The organism is Lentzea terrae (assembly GCF_003265345.1).
GTDB lineage: Bacteria > Actinomycetota > Actinomycetes > Mycobacteriales > Pseudonocardiaceae > Lentzea > Lentzea terrae.
This window is the reverse complement of the sequence record NZ_QFWW01000020.1, coordinates 141,682-162,084: the sequence shown is the minus strand read 5'-3', so window position 1 is coordinate 162,084 and position 20,403 is coordinate 141,682. Positions and strand designations below refer to the sequence as shown.

20 protein-coding genes are annotated in these 20,403 nt (G+C 69.1%); 10 read left to right on the top strand and 10 right to left on the bottom strand.

The annotated features are described in order from the left end of the window. The first annotated feature begins 59 nt into the window (after window positions 1–59). On the top strand, window positions 60–1,406 hold the full coding sequence (locus DI276_RS22885; RefSeq protein ID WP_198680832.1) for a collagenase: 1,347 nt from the start codon (window positions 60–62) through the stop codon (window positions 1,404–1,406). Between the two features lie 18 nt (window positions 1,407–1,424). Here DI276_RS22885 and DI276_RS22880 read toward each other — a convergent pair whose 3' ends face one another. Next, window positions 1,425–2,363, bottom strand: coding sequence for a LysR family transcriptional regulator (locus tag DI276_RS22880; RefSeq protein WP_112266583.1), 939 nt, complete (start codon window positions 2,361–2,363; stop codon window positions 1,425–1,427). Window positions 2,364–2,471: 108 nt separating this feature from the next. Between DI276_RS22880 and DI276_RS22875 the strand changes: the two genes are divergently transcribed. Then, window positions 2,472–3,848, top strand: coding sequence for an aminopeptidase P family protein (locus tag DI276_RS22875; RefSeq protein WP_112266580.1), 1,377 nt, complete (start codon window positions 2,472–2,474; stop codon window positions 3,846–3,848). A gap of 6 nt (window positions 3,849–3,854) precedes the next feature. Here the strand turns inward: DI276_RS22875 and glpK (DI276_RS22870) are convergent, their stop codons facing one another. Both glpK (DI276_RS22870) and DI276_RS22865 read right to left on the bottom strand, forming a co-directional pair. Continuing rightward, window positions 3,855–5,348: a glycerol kinase GlpK gene (glpK, locus tag DI276_RS22870; protein ID WP_112267609.1), complete on the bottom strand. Its 1,494-nt coding sequence runs from the start codon at window positions 5,346–5,348 to the stop codon at window positions 3,855–3,857. A gap of 26 nt (window positions 5,349–5,374) precedes the next feature. Continuing rightward, window positions 5,375–6,139: an IclR family transcriptional regulator gene (locus DI276_RS22865; protein WP_112266578.1), complete on the bottom strand. Its 765-nt coding sequence runs from the start codon at window positions 6,137–6,139 to the stop codon at window positions 5,375–5,377. Between the two features lie 255 nt (window positions 6,140–6,394). Here DI276_RS22865 and DI276_RS22860 point away from each other — a divergent pair, with 255 nt between their 5' ends. The 4 genes from DI276_RS22860 to DI276_RS22845 are packed head-to-tail and all read left to right on the top strand — an operon-like array spanning window position 6,395 to window position 10,618. Beyond that, window positions 6,395–7,150, top strand: a complete 756-nt coding sequence (locus tag DI276_RS22860) for an MIP/aquaporin family protein (RefSeq protein WP_112266576.1) — start codon at window positions 6,395–6,397, stop codon at window positions 7,148–7,150. Between the two features lie 23 nt (window positions 7,151–7,173). After that, window positions 7,174–8,691 carry a glycerol kinase GlpK gene (gene glpK, locus DI276_RS22855; RefSeq protein ID WP_112266574.1) on the top strand — a complete coding sequence of 506 codons (1,518 nt, stop codon included), beginning with the start codon at window positions 7,174–7,176 and terminating at the stop codon, window positions 8,689–8,691. A 27-nt stretch (window positions 8,692–8,718) separates the two neighbouring features. Continuing rightward, window positions 8,719–10,323, top strand: coding sequence for a glycerol-3-phosphate dehydrogenase/oxidase (locus DI276_RS22850; protein WP_112266572.1), 1,605 nt, complete (start codon window positions 8,719–8,721; stop codon window positions 10,321–10,323). A gap of 1 nt (window position 10,324) precedes the next feature. Then, window positions 10,325–10,618: a hypothetical protein gene (locus DI276_RS22845; protein ID WP_112266570.1), complete on the top strand. Its 294-nt coding sequence runs from the start codon at window positions 10,325–10,327 to the stop codon at window positions 10,616–10,618. Between the two features lie 4 nt (window positions 10,619–10,622). Here DI276_RS22845 and DI276_RS50150 read toward each other — a convergent pair whose 3' ends face one another. After that, a complete protein-coding gene (locus DI276_RS50150) occupies window positions 10,623–10,769 on the bottom strand; it encodes a hypothetical protein (RefSeq protein ID WP_157984877.1) in 147 nt (48 codons plus the stop codon). A gap of 24 nt (window positions 10,770–10,793) precedes the next feature. Between DI276_RS50150 and DI276_RS50145 the strand changes: the two genes are divergently transcribed. Together DI276_RS50145 and DI276_RS22840 are read left to right on the top strand one after the other, a co-directional pair. Further along, window positions 10,794–10,970, top strand: a complete 177-nt coding sequence (locus tag DI276_RS50145) for a hypothetical protein (RefSeq protein WP_157984876.1) — start codon at window positions 10,794–10,796, stop codon at window positions 10,968–10,970. Continuing rightward, the gene (locus DI276_RS22840; protein ID WP_112266568.1) at window positions 10,967–11,899 is read left to right on the top strand and encodes a glycoside hydrolase family 6 protein; all 933 of its coding nucleotides are present in this window, start codon (window positions 10,967–10,969) and stop codon (window positions 11,897–11,899) included. Before DI276_RS50145 ends, DI276_RS22840 begins: the two co-directional genes overlap by 4 nt. On the opposite strand, the gene DI276_RS22835 is transcribed toward DI276_RS22840, so the two are convergent. The 4 genes from DI276_RS22835 to DI276_RS22820 are packed head-to-tail and all read right to left on the bottom strand — an operon-like array spanning window position 11,893 to window position 15,849. Further along, window positions 11,893–12,714 (bottom strand): helix-turn-helix domain-containing protein, encoded by an 822-nt coding sequence (locus tag DI276_RS22835; RefSeq protein WP_112266566.1) that lies wholly within the window; start codon window positions 12,712–12,714, stop codon window positions 11,893–11,895. The genes DI276_RS22840 and DI276_RS22835 overlap by 7 nt on opposite strands. A 10-nt stretch (window positions 12,715–12,724) precedes the next feature. Then, window positions 12,725–13,366 carry a TetR/AcrR family transcriptional regulator gene (locus DI276_RS22830; RefSeq protein ID WP_112266564.1) on the bottom strand — a complete coding sequence of 214 codons (642 nt, stop codon included), beginning with the start codon at window positions 13,364–13,366 and terminating at the stop codon, window positions 12,725–12,727. 15 nt (window positions 13,367–13,381) lie between these two features. Beyond that, window positions 13,382–14,413: a hypothetical protein gene (locus DI276_RS22825; protein ID WP_112266562.1), complete on the bottom strand. Its 1,032-nt coding sequence runs from the start codon at window positions 14,411–14,413 to the stop codon at window positions 13,382–13,384. Further along, entirely contained in the window at window positions 14,410–15,849 is a 1,440-nt protein-coding gene (locus DI276_RS22820) for a hypothetical protein (RefSeq protein ID WP_112266560.1), read from the bottom strand. Before DI276_RS22820 ends, DI276_RS22825 begins: the two co-directional genes overlap by 4 nt. Before the next feature lie 153 nt (window positions 15,850–16,002). Between DI276_RS22820 and DI276_RS22815 the strand changes: the two genes are divergently transcribed. Then, on the top strand, window positions 16,003–16,431 hold the full coding sequence (locus DI276_RS22815; RefSeq protein ID WP_232836850.1) for a GNAT family N-acetyltransferase: 429 nt from the start codon (window positions 16,003–16,005) through the stop codon (window positions 16,429–16,431). A gap of 5 nt (window positions 16,432–16,436) precedes the next feature. Continuing rightward, window positions 16,437–17,612, top strand: a complete 1,176-nt coding sequence (locus DI276_RS22810) for a glycosyltransferase (protein ID WP_112266546.1) — start codon at window positions 16,437–16,439, stop codon at window positions 17,610–17,612. Between the two features lie 96 nt (window positions 17,613–17,708). On the opposite strand, the gene DI276_RS22805 is transcribed toward DI276_RS22810, so the two are convergent. Next, a complete protein-coding gene (locus DI276_RS22805) occupies window positions 17,709–19,145 on the bottom strand; it encodes an acyl-CoA synthetase (RefSeq protein ID WP_112266544.1) in 1,437 nt (478 codons plus the stop codon). Next, window positions 19,084–20,400, bottom strand: a complete 1,317-nt coding sequence (locus DI276_RS22800; RefSeq protein ID WP_112266542.1) for an MFS transporter — start codon at window positions 20,398–20,400, stop codon at window positions 19,084–19,086. The genes DI276_RS22805 and DI276_RS22800 overlap by 62 nt, the downstream gene beginning before the upstream one ends. Between the last annotated feature and the right edge of the window lie 3 nt (window positions 20,401–20,403).

The following is a 20,403-nucleotide window of genomic DNA, read 5'->3' as shown; positions in this document are numbered from 1 at the left end:
CGGGGCGGCCGCGGGTGTGACGCTCTGGGACACCTCAGAACACCCCTGCGGAGGACCCGATGCGATTAACCGCGCTCGTCCTGGCCGTCGTGGCCGGCCTGCTGGTTCCTGTCCATGCTCAAGCGGCCCCTGACCGCTCGCCGCACGATCCACTGCTGCCGCCCGAAGTCGCCAGGAACATCCACCACGCGGCACCGGACAACACGATCTACGCGGCCGTCGCCGACTACCCGGCCGAGCTGCGCGCGTTGACCCACGTGCTGGACAACTACACCAGCGCCGACGACGCCACCGTGCACGCCGGCATGATCATGCTCTACCAGGGCCACAGCCAGGCTTCCTTCGTGGCCGCCGTGCGGGCCGAACCGGAGGTCCTGCGGGCGCTGCACCGGTTCGTGTTGCGGCACCTGGACTTCTTCGGCACCAACCGCCAGTACCTCGTCCAGAACGGGACCCGCGAGTTGGGCAGGTTCTTGCAGCACAAGGACATCGCGGCCGTGGTCCGGCCGTTGCTCGCCGACCTGGCCGCGCGCTCGGATGTCGTGGGCCGGCTCGCGCCGATGTGGGTCGGTGTGGCCGAGATGGTCGACTGGTACGACAAGGCCAACTGCCGCCATTACCGGACCTGCGACTTCCGCGCGAAGATCGACCGTCGCGTGCTCACCGTGCGGCACACCTGCAGTGCCACGGTGAAGATCCGCGCGCAGCAGCTGACTCGTTCGCAGCTGCGTCAGACCTGCGCGTCACTGGCCGGGCAGGACGCCGCTTTCCACCGGGTGGTGCGCGATCCGGGGCCGGTCGCCGGTGACAACAACACCTCGCTGGAGGTCGTCGTCTTCGACACCAGCAACGACTACCGGACGTACGCGGGGGTGCTGTTCGACATCTCCACCAACAACGGCGGCATGTACCTGGAGGGCGATCCCGCGTTGAACCAGGCGCGGTTCATCGCGCACGAGGCCGACTGGCTGCCGACCTTCGCGATCTGGAACCTCAACCACGAGTACACCCACTACCTCGACGGCCGGTTCGACATGTACGGCGACTTCGAGGAGAACATGACCACGCCGACGGTGTGGTGGATCGAGGGGTTTGCCGAGTACCTGTCGTACAGCTACCGGGGTGAGGTCTACGCGGGCGCGCTGGCGGAGGCGAAGAAGCAGACCTACGCGTTGAGCGCGCTGTTCGACACGACGTACGACCACGACACGAAGCGGGTCTACAACTGGGGTTATCTCGCGGTTCGGTACCTGGTCGAGAAGCACCCGGAGGATGTGGCGGCAGTGCTGGCGAAGTATCGGGTGGGGGACTGGGCGGGGGCTCGGGACCACGTCACGAGGGTGATCGGCAACCGGTACGACGCGGATTGGTACGGCTGGCTCGGCACGCTCGCCACGTCGAACTGACCTCGGCTGGAACACGGATCACTCGGTCAGCGCGGCGCCCCGTTCCTCCCACCACGGGCGGAACACCGGGCTCGCCAGCGCCTGGTCGGCGTAGGCGCCCAGCACCTCGGCGAACACGCGGCTGGCCTGCTCCCAGGTCAGCCGCTCCCGCCGCCAGCAGAACACCAGCCGCATCCGCATCGGCGACCCGGCCAGCGGCCGCACCGCCACGCCCGGCCCGCCCTGCGACGTCGGCTCGACCAGCTGCACCGCCTGGCCCGCCGCGATCAGCTGCCGGCCGGCGCCGCTCGGCATCTCGAACCGGATCCGCGGCACGAAACCCGCCGCCCGGCACGCCGCCCGCAACGTCGTCAGCGAGCCGTCCTCGGCACCGGGCGGACCCACCCACGCCTCGCCGGCCAGGTCAGCAAGATCGACCTCACGACGAGCAGCAAGCGGATGACCAGCGGGAAGGGCGATGTAGATCGGCACCCACGGCACGACGATCCGTTGCGCCACGCCGCGCGGCAGGCCCAGGTCGCCCTCCTCGTCGACCGCGATCACCGCCGCGTCCAGGTGGCCGTTCGCCAGCGCCAGCGCCAGGCCGGTCGACGACGGGTCGACCACCAGGGTGACGTCCGAAAGCGCCTGCTCCAGGCGGGAGAACAGCGCCGCCACGCACTCCATGTGCACCGAGCCGAAGCGGATCGGGCCACTCCGGCCGGCCATGTCCGAGCCGAACGCCTCCAGCTCGACCAGCAACAACCGGGCCCGCTGCAGCATCTGCGCGCCCAACGCGGTAGGAACTGCACCGGAGCGGCCGCGTTCGAACAGCTTGCCGCCGACCAGGCGCTCGACGCGTTGCAGGAGCGTCGTGAGCGACGGCTGGGAGATGCCGAGCTGTGTCGCCGCGCGCGAGAGGCTGCCCGCGTCGCCGATGGCGCAGATCGCGCGCAGGTGGCGGATCTCCAGTTCCATAGGTTGAGGCTATCCCCGATCTGGATTGGCGGGCTCCCTCCACAAGCAGGGAAACTGGTCGGAAGGACACTCCTGGGAGGATCGGAATTGGCTCGGACACGCCGTGACATGGCGAAGCTGGTCGACGCGGACGGCTTCCGCACCCACATCCGCGACGGCTGGGGCAAGTGGGACGACCACATCGACCTGCCCAGAGGCACCGCCGAGGCCGCCGCAGCCCATCGCGCCAGGCTCGCCGCAGCGCTGCCGGGCAAGCGGATCGCGCTGGCCGCGGGACGTGCGCACGTCCGCTCCAACGACACGTTCCACGAGTTCCGCGCCGACAGCGACTTCGTCTGGCTGACCGGCTGCCAGGTCGAGGGTGCGGTGCTGGTGCTGTCCGACGAGGACGCCACGCTGTTCGTGCCGGTGCCGTCGGAGCCGCACAGCGTCGACTTCTTCGGCGACGCCGACCGCAGCCCGTTCTGGATCGGCGCCGCGGCCGGGCCCGAGGAGTGGGGCGAGGCGCTCGGCATCACCGCCCGCCCGCTCGAGGACCTCGCGCACGCCCTGCGCGGCCGCCACCCCGAGACGCTGACGGCCAAGGGCGTCGACCCGCTGCTGGACGCGCTCACCGGCTCCCACAGCGACGAGCTGCGCACGGTTCTGTCCGAGCTGCGCCGCATCAAGGACGACTGGGAGATCGACCAGCTGCGCCAGGCCGTCGACGCTTCGGTGAAGGGCTTCGCCGACGTCGCCATGGAGCTCGGCCAGGCCGTGCGCGGCGGGGGAGAGCGCTGGCTGCAGGGCACGTTCGACCGCCGCGCCCGCACCGAGGGCAACGGTCCCGGCTACACGTCGATCGTCGCCGCCGGTCCGCACGCCCCGGTGCTGCACTGGACGCGCTGCGACGGCCGCGTGCACGACGCCGACCTGCTGCTGCTCGACGCCGGTGTCGAGATGAACTCCCTCTACACCGCGGACGTCACCCGCACGTTCCCGGTCAGCGGCGAGTTCAGCGAGCCGCAGCGCCAGGTGTACGACCTCGTCCACAGGTCGCACGTCGCCGCGCTCGCGGAAGTGCGGCCCGGCAACGACTACAGCGCCTTCCACCACACCGCGATGCGCGTCCTCGCCGAGGGCCTGCACGACTGGGGCCTGTTGCCGGTCAGCGTCGACAAGGCGCTGGACCCGAGCGGCCAGCACCACCGCCGGTACATCGTCTGCGGCACCGGGCACTTCCTCGGCCTGGACGTGCACGACTGCGCCGACGCCCGCCAGGAGACCTACCAGCAGGGCATCCTGGAACGAGGCATGGCGCTGACCGTCGAGCCCGGCCTGTACTTCCACCCCAACGACGAGACGCTGCCGCCGGAGCTGCGCGGCATCGGCGTGCGCATCGAGGACGACCTCGTGGTGACCTCGACGGGCGCGGACATCCTGTCGGACGCGTTGCCGATCGAGGCCGACGACGTGGCCGCGTGGGTGCGCAAGCAGCGCTCCTGAAGTTTCCTAAGTGGACGGACTGGAGCGGGCCCACGCGAACGTGAGTTCCACGGCCCGCTTCCAGTTCGCGTACTCGTCCTCGCGGTGCCGGGCATCCATCACCGGGTTCCACCGCGCGGCCAGATGCCAGTTGCGGCGCAGGCCCTCCAGATCCGGCCAATATCCGGCGGCGAGCCCTGCGGCGTAAGCGGCACCCAGTGACACGGTCTCGGCAACCAGCGGCCGCATCACCGGGATGTCCAGCACGTCCGCGATGAACTGCATCAACAGGTGGTCGGCGGTCATCCCGCCGTCCACCTTCAACACCGGCGTCGGCGCGCCGAGGTCGGCGTTCATCGCGTCGACCACCTCGCGCGTCTGCCAGCCGGTCGCCTCCAGCACGGCCCGCGCCAGGTGTCCCTTGTTGATGTACGACGTGAGCCCGACGACGAGCCCTCGTGCCTGGGCGAGCCAGTGCGGCGCGAACAAGCCGGAGAACGCGGGCACGATGTAGCAGCCGCCGTTGTCCTTCACCGTGCGCGCCAACGTCTCGATCTCCGGCGCCGAGTGAATGAGCCCGAGGTTGTCGCGGAACCACTGCACCAGCGATCCGGCGACGGCGATCGAACCCTCCAGTGCGTACGCCGGCTCGCCGCCGATCTGGTAGCCGATCGTGGTCAGCAGCCCGTGCTTCGACCGCACCAGCTCGGTGCCGGTGTTCATCAAGAGGAACCCACCGGTTCCGTAGGTGCCCTTGATCGATCCCTTCTCGAAGCACGTCTGCCCGAACAGCGCCGCGTGCTGGTCGCCCAACGCCGCGGTGATCGAGATGCCCGGCACCACGCGCGTCGTCTTCCCGGAGATCTCCGTCGACGGCCGGATCTCCGGCAGGATGGCGGAAGGCACCCCGAAGAAGTCCAGCAGCATCGGATCCCATTGCCGCGTACTGAGGTTCATCAGCATCGTCCGCGACGCGTTGGTGACGTCGGTGACGTGCAGACCGCCGTTCACCCCGCCGGTGAGGTTCCAGATCAACCAGGTGTCCATCGTGCCGAACAGCACGTCGCCGCGTTCGGCCTTCGAACGCAGCCCCGCCACGTTGTCGAGCATCCACCGCAACGACGGCGCGGAGAAGTAGGTCGCCAACGGCAGGCCGCACCGCTCGCGCACCTCCTCGATGCCGGGCTGCTTCTCCAGCGTGGCAACGAGCTCCTCGGTGCGGATGTCCTCCCAGACGATCGCGCGCCCGACGGGGACACCGGTGTGCCGGTCCCACAGCACGAACGTCTCGCGCTGGTTCGTGATGCCCAGCGCCACGACCTGGTCGGCGGTGATCCCGGCCTGCCGCAACGCCTGCGGCATGATCCGGTCGACGTTGCGCCAGATCTCCACGGCGTCCTGCTCGACCCAGCCGGGCCGCGGGTGGTACTGCCGGTGCTCGCGCTGGGCCACCGCGACCAGCCGGGCGTTCTGGTCGAACACGATGCAGCGTGTCGACGTCGTCCCCTGGTCGATCGCCATCACGAACCGTTGCACGCCAAAGCCTTTCAGTTCTCGTCGACCAGGGACGTGGTAACAGCTTCAGCAGCTTGGGAGACCTGGCGGACCAGGGTCGCGCGCGGCCGTCCGGCGGTGTCGCAGAGCCGGTCCACCGGGCCGGAGATCCCGATGGCGCCGACGACGAGGCCGCCGGGGATCCGGATGGGCGCGGCGATGCTGGCCTCGCCCGGCATGTACTCCTCGGCCTCACCCGCCCAGCCCTGTGCGCGCACCTCGGTCAGCACCCGCTCCAGCGCCTGGGTGCGCGTGATCGTCCTGCGTGTCAACGACGTCAGCTCCCGCCGGCGTGCGGCCGCCGACAGGTCCGGGTCGTAGGCGAGCAGCACCTTGCCCAGCGCGGTCGCGTGCAACGGCAGCATCGCACCGATGCCGAGGGTCTGCACGGAGTCATCTGGCCGAAAGACGTGGTGCACGACGAGCACGGCGCCGTCGTGGTGCATGCCGATCCGCACCTCCTGACCCGACCGCGCGGCCAGCGTGTCGGCCCAGTTGATCGATCGAGACCGGAGCTCGTTCGCGTCGAGGTACGAGGTGCCGAGGTGCAGCAGGGCCGCGCCGAGCCGGTAGCGGCCGGTGGACGGGTCCTGCTCGACGAACTCGACCCGTTGCAGCGTGCGGAGAATCCCGTGCGCGGTGCCGCGGGCGAGACCGAGCGAGTCGGCTATCTCCGTGAGACCGTGGTGGCCGGAGCCACGCGCCAAGAGCCGCAGCACGGCTGCGGCTCGTTCGATCGACTGGATGGGTCCCGGCACGGCGGCAAACGTAATTGAGACGACCCGTGTCGGCAATGTCGAACAGCTCTCCACGCCACGTGACCTGGAGAACCGCCGGAAAACCGCTGGAAGCGCGGCATTTGAGCACAGAGTGACCGAGTGGTCACAGCTACGCACCCGGTAGGTGTCGACATTGTCGAAACGTGCCCGTTGAGCAGGCGTGACCTGGGTCATTACGTTCCGCCTCAATCACCACCGGGTGATCAGCCGTTCAAGGACGAATGGGAGGCCAGCGTGGGTCTCGGGTCAGTGTTCCTCAGCGAGGTGCTCGGTACGGGCATCCTGCTGTTGCTGGGTGCGGGTGTGGTGGCCAACGTGCTGCTCGCCAAGTCGAAGGGTCTCGACGGCGGATGGCTGTTGATCAACTTCGGCTGGGGCCTCGGTGTCTTCGCGGGTGTGTACGTCGCCTACAAGTCCGGCGCGCACCTCAACCCTGCCGTGACCGTCGGCATCCTCACCAGTGGTGCGGCCGAGTACGCGCCCGGTGTGCCGGTCAGCGCGGTCTCGACGATCGTGTACTTCGCGGGTGAGTTCCTCGGCGCGTTCCTCGGTGCCGTGCTGGCGTGGCTCGCCTACAAGCCGCACTTCGACGAGACGCCGGACGAGGGCCTCAAGCTCGCCGTTTTCTCCACCGGCCCGGCGATCCGCAGCTACACCTGGAACCTGGTGTGCGAGGTCATCGGCACGTTCGTCCTGGTCTTCGTGATCCTCGCGTTCGGCAAGACCCCGACCCAGATCGGCCCGCTGGCCGCGGCGCTGCTGGTCGTCGGCATCGGCGCCTCGCTCGGTGGCCCCACCGGCTACGCGATCAACCCCGCCCGCGACCTCGGCCCGCGCATCGCGCACGCCCTGCTGCCCCTGTCGTACAAGGGCACCGACGGCGAGGCCGTCGGCAAGAAGGACTCGGACTGGGGCTACTCCTGGATCCCGGTCGTCGGCCCGATCGTCGGCGGTGCCATCGCCGGTGTCGTCGCCTCGCTCGTGTTCTGACCATCCCGAAAGGACAAACTTCGATGACGCAGTACGTTCTCGCCGTCGACCAGGGCACGACCAGCACCAGGGCGATCATCTTCGACCACAGCGGCTCCATCGTCGCCGTGGGCCAGAAGGAGCACGAGCAGATCTTCCCGCGGGCCGGCTGGGTCGAGCACAACCCGGTGGAGATCTCCGAGAACACCCGGTTCGTGATCGGCCAGGCGCTCGCCGCCGCCGACCTCAACACCGGTGACCTCGCCGCCGTCGGCATCACCAACCAGCGCGAGACCGCGGTGGTGTGGGACAAGAACACCGGCGAGCCCGTCTACAACGCGATCGTCTGGCAGGACACCCGCACGCAGGCGATCGTCGAGGAGCTCGGCGCGCTGGGCGGCGGTGCCGAGCGGTACAAGGCCAAGGTCGGTCTGCCGCTGGCGACCTACTTCTCCGGCCCGAAGATCCGCTGGATCCTCGACAACGTGGAAGGCGCCCGCGAGCGCGCCGAGGCCGGCGACCTGCTGTTCGGCAACACCGACACGTGGACGCTGTGGAACCTCACCGGCGGCCCCAACGGCGGCGTGCACGCCACGGACGTCACCAACGCGTCGCGCACCATGCTGATGGACCTCGACACGCTGCAGTGGGACGCCGAGATCGCCGGCGAGATGGGCATCCCGGTGTCCATGCTGCCGGAGATCCGTTCCTCCTCCGAGGTCTACGGCAACGGCGGCCCCGGCGGCGTGCTGAAGGGCGTGCCGATCGCGGGCATTCTCGGCGACCAGCAGGCCGCGACGTTCGGCCAGGCCTGCTACGAGCCGGGCACCGCGAAGAACACCTACGGCACCGGCAACTTCATGCTGCTCAACACCGGCACGGAGAAGGTCGCGTCGAAGAACGGCCTGCTGACGACGGTCTGCTACAAGATCGGCGACGAGGCCCCCGTCTACGCCCTGGAGGGCTCGATCGCGGTCACCGGCTCGCTGGTGCAGTGGCTGCGCGACAACCTCGGCATCATCGGCTCCGCGCCGGAGATCGAGACGCTGGCCCGTTCGGTCGAGGACAACGGCGGCGCGTACTTCGTGCCCGCGTTCTCGGGCTTGTTCGCGCCGTACTGGCGGGCGGACGCGCGGGGCGCGGTCGTCGGCCTCACCCGGTTCGTCAACAAGGGCCACCTGGCCCGTGCCGTGCTGGAGGCGACGGCGTTCCAGACCCGCGAGGTCCTGGACGCGATGAACGCCGACTCCGGCGTGCCGCTGACCGAGCTCAAGGTCGATGGCGGCATGGTCGCGAACGAGCTGCTGATGCAGTTCCAGGCCGACGTGCTAGACGTGCCGGTGGTGCGTCCCGTCGTCGCCGAGACGACCGCGCTGGGTGCCGCGTACGCCGCCGGTCTGGCCGTGGGCTACTGGTCCGGTCTCGACGAGCTGCGCGCGAACTGGGCCGAGGACAAGCGCTGGACGCCGGAGCTGGACGCCGACGAGCGCGAGCGCGAGTACCGCAACTGGAAGAAGGCCGTCACCAAGTCGTTCGACTGGGTCGACGCCGACGTCCGCTGAGTTGGTTCTCTTTCTGAGGAGCTGAAGTTGTTCGCGAGGCTGGATCCGGTTCGGCGTGCTGACGCGGTGCGGTCGTTGGGCTCGACGGAGTTCGACGTGCTCGTGGTCGGAGGTGGTGTGGTCGGCGCGGGCGCTGCTTTGGACGCGGCGTCGAGAGGCCTCTCCGTCGCGCTGGTCGAGGCACACGACTGGGCGGCGGGCACGTCGAGCCGGTCCAGCAAGCTCGTCCACGGCGGGCTGCGGTACCTGGAGCAGCTGGAGTTCAAGCTGGTCAGGGAAGCTCTGAAGGAACGCGGACTGCTGTTGCGCCGGCTCGCACCCCACCTGGTGCGGCCGGTGCCGTTCCTCTTCCCCTTGAAGAAGCAGTGGGAACGCGCCTACGTCGGCGCGGGCGTGCTGCTGTACGACACGATGGGCGGCGCCGGGGCGGTGCCGATGCACCGGCACCTGTCGCGTTCGAAGATGGCTTCGCTCGGCCCTTCCCTCGACGCTGACGCTTTCGCCGGCGCGATCCGTTACTACGACGCGCAGATGGACGATGCACGGCTGGTGCTGACGCTGGTTCGCACCGCCGCCCAGCACGGCGCGACCGTGTTGTCGCGGGCTCGCGTGACATCGCTGGTGCGGTCTGGTGGCCGGGTTTCCGGTGCTCAGGTCGAGGTGGACGGTTCGGTGGTCGAGGTGCGCGCTCGGCGGGTGATCAGCGCTACCGGCGTCTGGACCGACTCGCTGAACTCGATGTCACCCGGGGCGCCGCCGTTCCACGTGCGGATGTCCAAGGGCGTGCACGTGCTGGTGGATCGTTCGAAGATCCAGCTGGACGGCGGGCTGATCACGCAGACCGAGAAGTCGGTGCTGTTCGTGATTCCCTGGGGCGCTCACTGGATCATCGGCACGACGGACACGCCGTACGACGGTGATCCCGCTGCCGTCGCTGCCACTTCCGAGGACGTCGACTACATCCTCGACCACGTGAACGCGGTGCTGCGATCGCCGTTGTCCGTGGACGATGTCGTTGGTACTTATGCGGGGTTGCGGCCGCTGCTGGACGGCGCTTCCGGCGACACGGCGAAGCTGTCCCGTGAACACGCTGTCGCGCAACCGGAACCGGGCTTCTTCGTGATCGCCGGCGGCAAGTACACGACCTACCGCGTGATGGCCGCGGATGTGGTGAACTCCGCGGTGGCCGGGCTTGGTCGCGCTGTTGCCCCTTCGCTGACCTCTCGGCTGCCGTTGTGCGGTGCGGTCGGCTACCACGAGCTGTGGGCGGACCGGACTCGAGTCGCCGCCGAGTCCGGCCTGCCCACGTCCACTGTGGAGCGTCTGCTGCGACGCCACGGCTCGGCTGCCTCGGATGTCTTGGCTTTGGTGGCGCAGGATCCGTCGCTTTCGGTTGAGGTCGCCGGGTACCTGGCGGCGGAGATCGTCTACGCGGTCACCCACGAGGGCGCGTTGGATCTCGAGGACGTGCTGGCTCGTCGCACGCGGATCGCCATGGAGCACCTGGACTTCGGCGCCTCGGTGGCGGATCGCGTCGCTGACCTGATCGCCGAACCGCTGGGCTGGACTTCCGCCGAACGGGACCAGGCCGTCAAGGCTTACCGGGCGAGCACGGAGCCGGCGGCGAGATGAGATGGACAGCGCGGAGCTGATCGAGAGGCTGCGGCGGGAAGGCGGGTTTCGCCTGTTACCGCTGCTGGGGAACACCGGGCAGGTCGCAGGGGTGCACCTGACCCGGTTCCTGCCCGGCGGACACCTCGACGTGGTCCAGGCGTGGGACGAGCGTTGGGCGGCCTACGCGAGGCTGCCCAACGCTCTTGACCCAGCGACACCGTTCCTCGGACCGGAGGGCGGGACGATCCGCAGCGGACCGTTCTCGCGAGTGGTAGCCCCGTTGCTGCCGCTCCAGTCCGGGATCGTCGGCTAGCACCTCAGACCAGGCACGGCTCCAGGCCGTAGGTCACCGGGGCCTCGAAGAAGCCTTCGTGGGTGTTGGACCGGTTGTACGTCCAGATCCAATACCAGTCCTGTGATTTGGGGATGTAGCACTCCACGCGGAGCAGGTGACCGCCCAGCACAGTCCCTCGGTTGCAGTTGTCCTGATGTCCAGTGCGGAGGACCCGACCACGTGGCTCCGCGCCGAACACGCGAACCTGGCGGCCGCGCACGACGTCGCGAGCACGTGGGGCTGGAACGACCTGGCGTCGTCGCTGCGGACCTGGGCGTTCAACGGCGACTTACCGTCTCTTAAGCGGCCCGCGCGAGTGTGCGAGTCATGATGAGAGCACTCGCGCTGGCCCTGCTGGCCGTCGTGGCGACCGCGCCGGCCGCCCACGCCGCCAGCCCCGTCAGCCTGACCGACGGCTTCTACGTCGACCCGGACTCCAACCCCGCTGTGTGGGTGCGCAACAACGCGAGCGACGGCCGCAACGCCGCGATCAAGAACAACATCTCCACCAAGCCGATCGCCCGCTGGTTCGGCAACTGGAGCGGTGACATCAAGACCGCGGTCTCCGGCTACGTGAACAAGACCGGCACGAAGCTGCCCGTGCTGGTGGCGTACAACATTCCCGGTCGGGACGCGTGCGGCGGGCACTCCGGCGGCGGCGCGGGCACGCCGGAGGCCTACCGCACCTGGATCTCCAAGTTCGCCGAAGGCATCGGCTCCCGGCCCGCCGTCGTGGTGATCGAGCCGGACTCGCTGGCCGACTTCAACTGCATGACCGACGCCAAGATCGCCGAGCGCACGGCGATGATCAAGTACGCCACCGAGCAGTTCAAGGCCAAGGCACCCAACACGTGGGCCTACCTCGACGCCGGCAACGCGCAGTGGGTGCCCGCGAACACGATGGCGACGCGCCTCAACAACGCCGGCGTGCGCAACGTGCGCGGTTTCTCGCTCAACGTCTCGAACTACCACACCACGGCGGCGTCGACGACGTACGGGAACTCGGTGAACGCGAGCTTCTCGGGCTTCACCAAGCCGTACGTGATCGACACCAGCCGCAACGGCAACGGGCACAACGGCGAGTGGTGCAACCCCGGCGGACGCAAACTCGGCACGCCGGCCCGCACCGGTGGTGGTGCGGAGATGTTGTTGTGGGTCAAGGTGCCCGGTGACTCGGACGGCCGCTGCGGCAAGGCGCCGACCGTCGACGCCGGGAAGTTCGACCCGCAGCTCGCGTACGACCTGGTCTTCGGTCACTGATTGCGGAGTGCGGTGACGTACTCGTCCAGCGTGCTGCGGGATTGCTCCACGTCCAAGGCGAGCGCGTCGAGTCGCTCGAACACCTTCTCGGTGCGCTCGACGGCGGTGCTGTCCTGCGCGAACACCTGGGCGGTTCCGGTCTCGCCGTGCACGACGGGCGGGGCGTTCTCGAACTCGTAGAGCGTGCACTTCGACTGCAGCGCGGCGATTCTGACGTGTGCGGGGACGATCCGCAGGACGTGCGTGTCGAACTGCAGGTGCTGGTACTGGTCCTCCATCAACCCGGCGTCGCCGAGACATAGCTGCAGGGCCAGTTCGTGCACGTAGAACACGCATTCCGGCCGATGCGGGCGGCGCATGACGGTCTGCCGTTCCATGCGCCGCTCGACGGACTCCGCGATGTCCTCGGCAGGTTCTCCCGATTCGACGAGCAGCTGGTGGGCGTACCGCTTCGTCTGCAGCAGGCTCGGCACCATCACGACCTCGTAGCTGGTGATCTTCTTGGCCATCGACTCGGTCATGGCGAGCGTGCGGACGTTGTCGGGGACGAGCGCGAGGTAGGAGTCGAAGGCGTTGCGGTAGCGGGCGAGGAAGTCCAGGCAGAAGTCCAGGTCCTGACCGCACACCGTCAGGTACTGGACGATGTCGACCTCGCTCGCCCGCACCTTGCCGTGCTCGACGTTGGAGACCTTGCTCGGATCCCAGCCGAGCTGGATGGCGAACGCGCGCCCGCGCAGGCCGGTGAAACGTTGCCGCAGCCGGCGCAGTTCGTCGCCGAGATCCCTGCTGTAGGCGGTGGAAGTCGTCACTGTCACGACATCGACGCTATGGCTTGGAGGAAGTCCACGATACGGGCTCGTTCGAGTGAATCTGCTGCAGTGCCGGTCCGATCCACCGGCCGACCAAGTCCCGCAGTTGGTCGTCGGTGGGGGCCGGGCTCGACGGGTTGCGCAGGAACGACAGGAACAGTCGCATGAGGACTTCGGCGAGCCCGGCGAAGTCCTCGTCGGTGCGGACGCCGGCGGAGGCCCAGTCGACCGGCACGTTGCGGAGAATCCGTGCGCCCAGCGCGAGCCACTCGCGCGACGTGACCGCGCCGGTGAAGAAGTCACCCTCACCGGCCTGCAGCAGCAGGCTCAGGTGGGGTTCGTCGGGGACGGCCCGCACGCCGAACACGACCGACTCCACGGCGACCTCGGCAGGAGTGCCGAACGATGCCAGGTGGCGTTCCATCCGCGTCGCGAACTCCTCGACGCCCGCGACGGCGACGGCACCCAGGATGTCCGCGAGGCGCGGGAAGTAGCGGTACACGGTCTGCCGCGTGACACCGGCCTCGGCCGCGATGTCGGAGAGGCTGGTCTTGGCGAGCCCGGCGCGGTCGAGGCACGCCGTCGCCGCCTCGACGATCCGGCGGCGTGCCTCCTGCTCCGTGCCGGGCGGGTTGCCCTGCCATCCGTGGTGCCCCATGGGCACCATCTTCCCCTACACCAGCACGGGCGCCCGGCGGAGCCTCGCGAGCACCAGCCCCGCGCCGGCGAAGCACGCGAGCACGTAAAGCCCGCTCCCGACCGGGGTGCCGGCTGCGGTGACACCGTCCTTCGCGCCGAAGTACTGCGGCAGCGCACTGATCCAGAACACGGCCATCGCACCCAGGTAAGCGGCGGGGTAGAACCGCGCGAACGGGGACAGCGACTCCGGAAGTCCTTGCGCGGTGAGCACGAGCCATCCGCCGATGACCCAGATCAGCACCAGCTCGAACCCGAGCACCCACGCCTGCGCGGTGACGTTCGTGCCGAACAGGCTCGCGGGGAAGCCGGCGATCATCATCGACAGCGGTGTCAGGAGCCCGGCGAGCAGCCACCTGCCGCGGAACCGCACGACGAGGTAGGTCATGGCCGCCAGTGACACGGAAGCGAACAGCAGCGCGCTTTTCAACGGTACCGACCCCATCGCGGGCTGGTTCACGATGGGGTTGTCCGGGTTCCACGCCCACCACTTCAGCTGCGGTCCGATGTGGTCGAACACCTCGTAGAACACCTGGCACACGAACGCGACGGCCATCGACCCGGCGAGCGCGCCGCGGTGCGCGAAGATCCCGAGCGCGCGCACGACCTCGTAGGCGAGTTGGCTGATCATCGGGTAGAACGCGACGATGTACAGGGGTAACCGGTCCCACATGAACTGCACGGTGAACTGGTTGTGGGCGAAGATGAAGCCGTAGATCTCGTCGAGGCCGAACCACTCCGGGAAGTACAGCGGCGGCTCGATCACGAAGAGGTAGACCAGCGACGCCCACCACAGCGCGAGGTTGACCGGGTCGCCCGCGCGCTTGCGGCGAAGGGCGTGCACGAAGGCGAAGACGGCGCCGGCGATCACGAGGACTTCGAGCAGCGGCATCGTCCAGTGCGCGAGGTCCCAGGGCGGCCGCACGGAGAGCACGGGGGAGACGTCGTGGCAGTCGAACCCGAGGTCGCGGGTGACGGCTTCCGCCTGGGTTCCGCATTCGGTGCTCATCGCGCCGCCACCGTCGAGTAGTCCCTGGCCGGCGGTTCGGCCTGGGGATCGAACCCGAACGGAACCCGCTGCCGTCCCAACGCGGTGCGAACGCGGTAACGCAGAAATGCGGCGATCACGCGCGGATTGGTCATCATGTCGCCCAGCGACTCGTCCATGTTGAACACCTTCGCGAAGTGTTCATCGACCACCGCGTACTCACGGGCGGCACCGACGATGAAGCTGAACGCCGGCCCCGACACGGCCGCGACGAGCCTGCGTCGCCACTCCGGGAGCTTCTCCGTGCCTTCCGCGCACTCATAGCCCTGGTCCCTGGCCATCGCCAGGCGCCACGGCACGTTGAGCGACTTCCGTTGTGCGGCAAGAAATCGCGCGGAGAATTCGCGATCGACCCGCGTGGCACCTTCAAGATGTCCACGCAACAACAGCGCCGAACTGGCCGCCGAGCTGATGCCCTGAGCGTAGAAGGGGTTGAACGCGCAGATCGAGTCACCGACGAACGCCAACCGCTGTGGCGGTGTCTTCCACAGGTCGTACCGCCGCCACTTGTTGCCCGTGGACCGCGTCAGGTGCACCTCCGAGGTGGGAGTGCACTTGTCCATCGCCGCCGCGAACAACGGCGTCCGCACGCGGCGGGCCGATCCGATGAACGTCTCGGTGGTGCGCGGCATCTCCAGACCCCACGACCCCATGCACGCGATGGCCCGGTTGCCCTCGATCGGGAAGAAGTTGACCAGGAACTCGTGCTCCGGCGGGTGCTCGCCCTTGTGCAGGGTCGGCATGATCACCAGGTGCCGCCACCACCACGACTCCGGCGGATCGGCGGGCAGCTCGTACCAGCGCGAGGTGTAGGTGACCTTGGCGTCGAGCGTCCGCACCTCGGGCTCGGGCCAGCCCGCCGCGACGAGCCAGCTGCTCACCGGCGAGCCGCGCCCCATCGCGTCCACCACGAAGTCGGCGTCGAGGTGCTCGTCGCCGGCGGACACCCCGACGACGGCGCCGTCCCGGCAGGTCAGCCCGCTGACCGAAACCTGTTCGCGCACAACGACGTTGCCGAGCTTCCGCACCTGGTCGCGCAACACCCGTTCGATCAGCACGCGGGAGCTGTAGATCATCGTCATCGCCGCCCGCTTGCGCGCCGACCACCCCTCGCCGTCGAGGTAGGCGGCGTCCATCGACGGCATCAGGTGCAGCCCGCCCGCGGCGATCAACGCCTCCTCGAAACCGGGGAACAGCGCCCCGATCGCGCGGCGCCCCGAGTTCAGCAGGAAGTGCGGGTGCTTGCTCTGCGGCACACCGCGCCGGTGCTCGGCCTCCACCGGCAGGTCGTCGCGCTCGAGTACGACCACTTCGTCGAAGTGCGCGGCCAACGCCCCCGCCGCGCACAGACCTGCCGCGCTGCCACCAAGAACGACCGCGGTGCTGCCGAGCCGCATGCGGACCAACTCCCCGGGCTCAATCATACAAAGTGCTCTCGAATGTATGAATGACTGGGGCGGGCGTCAATGGGGAACCGGTAAAGTGGCCTTTCGAGATACGGTCTAACTGGGCCTTCAGCGATGCCACTTCTCTCGCGGACGATCATCGGCGTGACCATCACCGAGCTGAACGACGAGAACACGGCGCTGGCGTACGACGTGATGCGCGAGCTCCGCCCGCACCTTGCTTCCGTCGAGGAGTTCGTTGCGGCCGTGCGGAGCCAACGCAAAGAGGGCTACCGGCTCGTGGCTTCATCGGACGCGAGCGGCGAAGTCGTTGGCGTGGCGGGATTTCGGCACATGACGAACCTCTACGCCGGCTCGCACCTCTACATCGACGACCTGATCACTTCGTCGTCCGCGCGCCGGCAGGGCCATGCGGGCGCGCTGCTGAAGTGGGTGGACGAGGAAGCCCGTCGCCTCGGCTGCGGGGCCGTCCACCTGGACTCCGCCACGCACCGGCACGACGCCCACCGGCTGTACCTGGGTTCGGGTTACGTCATTCCGGCGTTCCACTTCAGCAAGACGCTGTCAGACTGACCGGCGTGCGGGTAGCCGTGGTCTCCGGGGGCGATCCGGGTCATGTCGTGCCGGCGATCGCCCTGTGCCTGCGGTTCGCGGCGGCCGGCGACGTCCCGGTCCTGCTCACCGGCGGCCGGTGGGTCGACGCCGCTCGGGCCGAGGGAATCACGGCGTCGCGGGTTGTCGGCCTGACGCTGGGCGACCTGCGGGGCTCCGCGGACCTCGGTCGTGACCTGCATGATCAGGCTGCGGCGCTGGCGTTGGCGCTCGTCGGGCAACTGGCCGCGCTCGAACCGGATCTGGTGGTCTGCGACGTGCTGGCGTTGGGCGCGAGCATGGCCGCGGAACTGCTCGGTGTGCCGTGGGCGCAGCTGTCTCCGCACCCGCTGTACGAGCCGTCGCGGTGGCTGCCGCCGATGGGCAGCGGGCTGGCTCCCGGAACCGGGGTGCGGGGCAGGCTGCGTGACGCGGTGCTGCGGGCGATGACGGCCAGGTCGATCCGGCAGGGCGAGCGGCAACGTGCCGTCGTGCGGCAGCGGATCGGGCTGAGCGCAACGGGTGTTGGTCCTGCGGTGCGGCTGATCGCGACGCTGCCCGCGCTGGAGGTGCCGCGCCCGGACTGGCCGGGCAACGCGTTCGTGGTCGGGCCGCTGTTGTGGGAGGCGAGTCAGGACCGGATGAGCCCGCCACCGGGCACGGCGCCACTGGTGATGGTGGCGCCGTCGACGGCGTGGACCGGGACGACCGGTATGGCCGAGATGACCCTCGACGCGTTGCGGGACATGGGGGTCCGGGCCGTGGTGTCGACGTTCGCGCCGCCGCCGGCCGGCCTGCCGTCGTGGGTGACGGCGGGGCCTGGGCGGCAGGACGAGCTGTTGCGGGAGTCGTCGGTGCTGGTTTGTGGTGGTGGGCACGGGATGCTGGCCAAGGCGTTGCTGGCCGCGGTGCCGGTCGTGGTGGTGCCGGGCGGGGGTGACCAGTGGGAGATGGCGAACCGGGTGGCGCGGCAGGGGAGTGGCGTGCTCGTCCGGCCGTCCACTGTGGAGGGATTGCGGGAGGCGGTGGCTCGGGTGCTGGGGGATTCGCGGTTCGCCGCCGCTGCGGGGAGGGCGGCGGCGACCGCGAGTGATGTGCGTGATCCGGTTGTGGTGTGTCGCGCTGCGATCGTTGGGGCGACGGCTGGCGGCGGTCGGGGTTAGTGCGTGACGCCGGTTCAGCTGTGTCGTGGGGTCGTCGCGGCGGCTGGGGGTGGGCGGGGCGGGTGTGTGACCCCGTTCAGGCGTGCCGTCGCCCTGTCACAGCGGCAAGCGGCGGAGCGCGGGCTTGAGGATCTTGCCGGACCCTGTGCGCGGCAGCTCGCTCACCACCTCCACGTGCACGGGGATCTTGTACTTCGCCAGGCGCGGCAACAGGAACTCCCGCAGCCTGGCCGCATCGACCGCAGCACCGTCGTGCGGCCGCACGAACGCACGCCCGACCTCGCCCCACCGCGCGTCCGGAACGCCGACGACCGCCACCTCGGCGACGTCCGGGTGGTCGGTGATCGCGTTCTCGACCTCGGCCGGGTACACGTTCTCGCCGCCGGAGATGAACATGTCCTTGAGCCGGTCGAGGACGTACAGGTGACCGTCGTCGAGCCGGCCGAGGTCGCCGGTGCGGAACCAGCCGTCCTCGGTGAACGCGGCCGCGGTGGCGACCGGGTCGTTCCAGTAGCCCGGGGTGACGTTGGGGCCCTGCACCTCGATCTCGCCGGTGTCGGCCAGCCGCAGGTCGCCGAAGAACACCGGCGTCCCGGCCGAACCGGCTTTGCGCACGCTGTCCGCCGCTTCCAGGAACGACGCACCCGGTGCGGTCTCGGTGAGGCCGTAACCCTGGCAGAACACCAGGCCGCGGTCCTGGTAGGTGCGGATCACGGCGTCCGGGACCGCCGCGCCGCCGCACAGCAGCACCCGCAGCGACGACAGGTCCGCGGTGGGCCAGCGCGGTGACGCGGCCAGGTCGGCGTACATCGTCGACACGCCGAACATCCAGGTCACGCCGTAGCCCTGGATCAGGTCGAGGCAGTCCTCCACGTCCCAGCGCGGGGTGATCACGCTGTGCCCGCCCTTGATGAAGGTGGGCAGCAGCGTCTGGGTGAGCGCGGCGACGTGGAAGAGCGGTGCCGAGACCAGCGTGATGTCCTCTGTGGACACGTCGACGCCGATCATCAGGTTGAACGTGTTCCAGAGCAGGTTGGCGTGGCTCAGCACCGCGCCCTTGGGCCTGCCGGTGGTGCCGGAGGTGTAGAGGATCAACGCGGGCTCGTCGATCGTGACCGGCTCGTCGAGCGGCTCGGCTGAGCCGCCCGCGAGCCAGGCCTCGTAGTCGGAGAGCGAGATGGCGCGCTCGTGCTCCGCCTGGTGCGACGGCGCGTGGATCAGCACGCGCGCGCCGCAGTCGGCCAGCTGGTAGTTGATCTCGGCAGGGGAGAGGCGGAAGTTCAGCGGGACGAAGATCGCGCCGAGCTGGTGCGTGGCGAACATCGTCTCGGCGAACGTCGGGTGGTTGGGGCCGAGGTAGGCGACGCGGTCACCGTGCCGGACACCTAGTGCTTCGAGCTGCCGGGCCAGCTTCGTGGTGCGGACCGCGAGCTCGCCGTAGGTGGTGGAGACGCCGTTGTAGGTGAAGGCTTCACGCTTCGGCGCCATGCGCGCGCGGCGGTGGGGCCAGCTGCCCAGTCCCGCGTTCCGCATCCCTGTCTCCTGTCAGGCTGGTGTGGCTGGTCTCGCGCAGTGCGACCGTGCAGAGGACGGTGAGCACGCAGAACGCGGCCAGGATGAACGGGATGGCGCCCGTGCCGGCGGACTTCTGCACCTGGGCGAACAGCAACGGGGCGAGACCCGCGCCCAGGCCGGCGAGCTGGTAGCCGAGCGAGGCACCGGTGTAGCGGCTGCCGGTGCTGAACAGCTCGCTGTAGAGCGCGGCGAGCGGGCCGTACATCATCGGGTGGATCACGGCCTGGCCGAGGATCAGCGCGACGACGACCATCCCGTTGTCCACCAACGGGAACAGCGCGAAGCCGAACGCGGCCATCAGCACGGCACCGGCGAGCACGACCGGCCTGCGCCCGAACTTGTCCGACGACGCCGACCAGGCGATGATGCCGATCACCGCGAGTGCGGACGACAGTGTCAGCGCGTTGAGGATGGACTGCCTGCTGTTACCCGCCTGAACGCCGTACGCGAGGATGAAAGTCGTCAGCGTCGACTGCGCGACGAACGCCGAGAGGCCGACACCGATGGCGAGCAGCAGCGTGCGCGGGTGGTTGCGCAGCACGTCCATCAGCGGCGCCGAGGTGCTCTTGCGCTCGGCCTTGAACACCGGAGTCTCTTCGACCTTCATGCGGATGAACAGGCCGATGCCGAGCAGCACCAGGCTGAGCAGGAACGGCACCCGCCAGCCCCAGTCGAGGAACGCCTTCTCACCGACCAGTGCGGCGGTACCGGTGAGCGCGGCGGTCGACAGCACCATGCCACACGGCGCACCGGCGTTGGTGAAGCTGGCCCACAGCCCGCGCCTGCTGGTGGCGTGCTCGGCGGACATCAGCACCGCGCCGCCCCACTCGCCGCCGACCGAGATGCCCTGCACGACCCTCAACAACACCAGACCGGCCGGGGCGAGCCAGCCGACCTGGGCGTATGTGGGCAGCAGGCCGATCAGAAAGCTCGCCACACCCATCAGACTCATGGTGAGCACGAGCATCTTCTTGCGGCCCAGCAGATCGCCGTAGTGTCCGAAGAGGACACCGCCGAGCGGGCGGGCGAGGTAGCCGGTGGCGAACGTGCCGAAGCTCGCGATCGTGCCCACGAGCGGGTCGAGCGAGGAGAAGAAGACCTTGTTGAACACCACCGCGGAAGCGGTGGCGTAGAGCAGGAAGTCGTAGTACTCGATCACACTGCCGAGGAAGCTGGACGTGACAGCACGGCGTAACTGCGTTGTTGTCGCCATGGC

Bases quoted from the DNA above. Each gene is read 5' to 3' on its own strand.
- glpK (WP_112266574.1), top strand. From the start codon at position 7,174: ATGACGCAGTACGTTCTCGCCGTCGACCAGGGCACGACCAGCACCAGG.
- DI276_RS22805 (WP_112266544.1), bottom strand. From the start codon at position 19,145: ATGCGGAACGCGGGACTGGGCAGCTGGCCCCACCGCCGCGCGCGCATG.
- DI276_RS22885 (WP_198680832.1), top strand. From the start codon at position 60: ATGCGATTAACCGCGCTCGTCCTGGCCGTCGTGGCCGGCCTGCTGGTT.
- DI276_RS22875 (WP_112266580.1), top strand. From the start codon at position 2,472: ATGGCGAAGCTGGTCGACGCGGACGGCTTCCGCACCCACATCCGCGAC.
- DI276_RS22800 (WP_112266542.1), bottom strand. From the start codon at position 20,400: ATGGCGACAACAACGCAGTTACGCCGTGCTGTCACGTCCAGCTTCCTC.
- DI276_RS22830 (WP_112266564.1), bottom strand. From the start codon at position 13,366: ATGGGGCACCACGGATGGCAGGGCAACCCGCCCGGCACGGAGCAGGAG.
- DI276_RS22825 (WP_112266562.1), bottom strand. From the start codon at position 14,413: ATGAGCACCGAATGCGGAACCCAGGCGGAAGCCGTCACCCGCGACCTC.
- DI276_RS22820 (WP_112266560.1), bottom strand. From the start codon at position 15,849: ATGCGGCTCGGCAGCACCGCGGTCGTTCTTGGTGGCAGCGCGGCAGGT.
- DI276_RS22845 (WP_112266570.1), top strand. From the start codon at position 10,325: ATGGACAGCGCGGAGCTGATCGAGAGGCTGCGGCGGGAAGGCGGGTTT.
- DI276_RS22880 (WP_112266583.1), bottom strand. From the start codon at position 2,363: ATGGAACTGGAGATCCGCCACCTGCGCGCGATCTGCGCCATCGGCGAC.
- DI276_RS22840 (WP_112266568.1), top strand. From the start codon at position 10,967: ATGATGAGAGCACTCGCGCTGGCCCTGCTGGCCGTCGTGGCGACCGCG.
- glpK (WP_112267609.1), bottom strand. From the start codon at position 5,348: ATGGCGATCGACCAGGGGACGACGTCGACACGCTGCATCGTGTTCGAC.
- DI276_RS50145 (WP_157984876.1), top strand. From the start codon at position 10,794: ATGTCCAGTGCGGAGGACCCGACCACGTGGCTCCGCGCCGAACACGCG.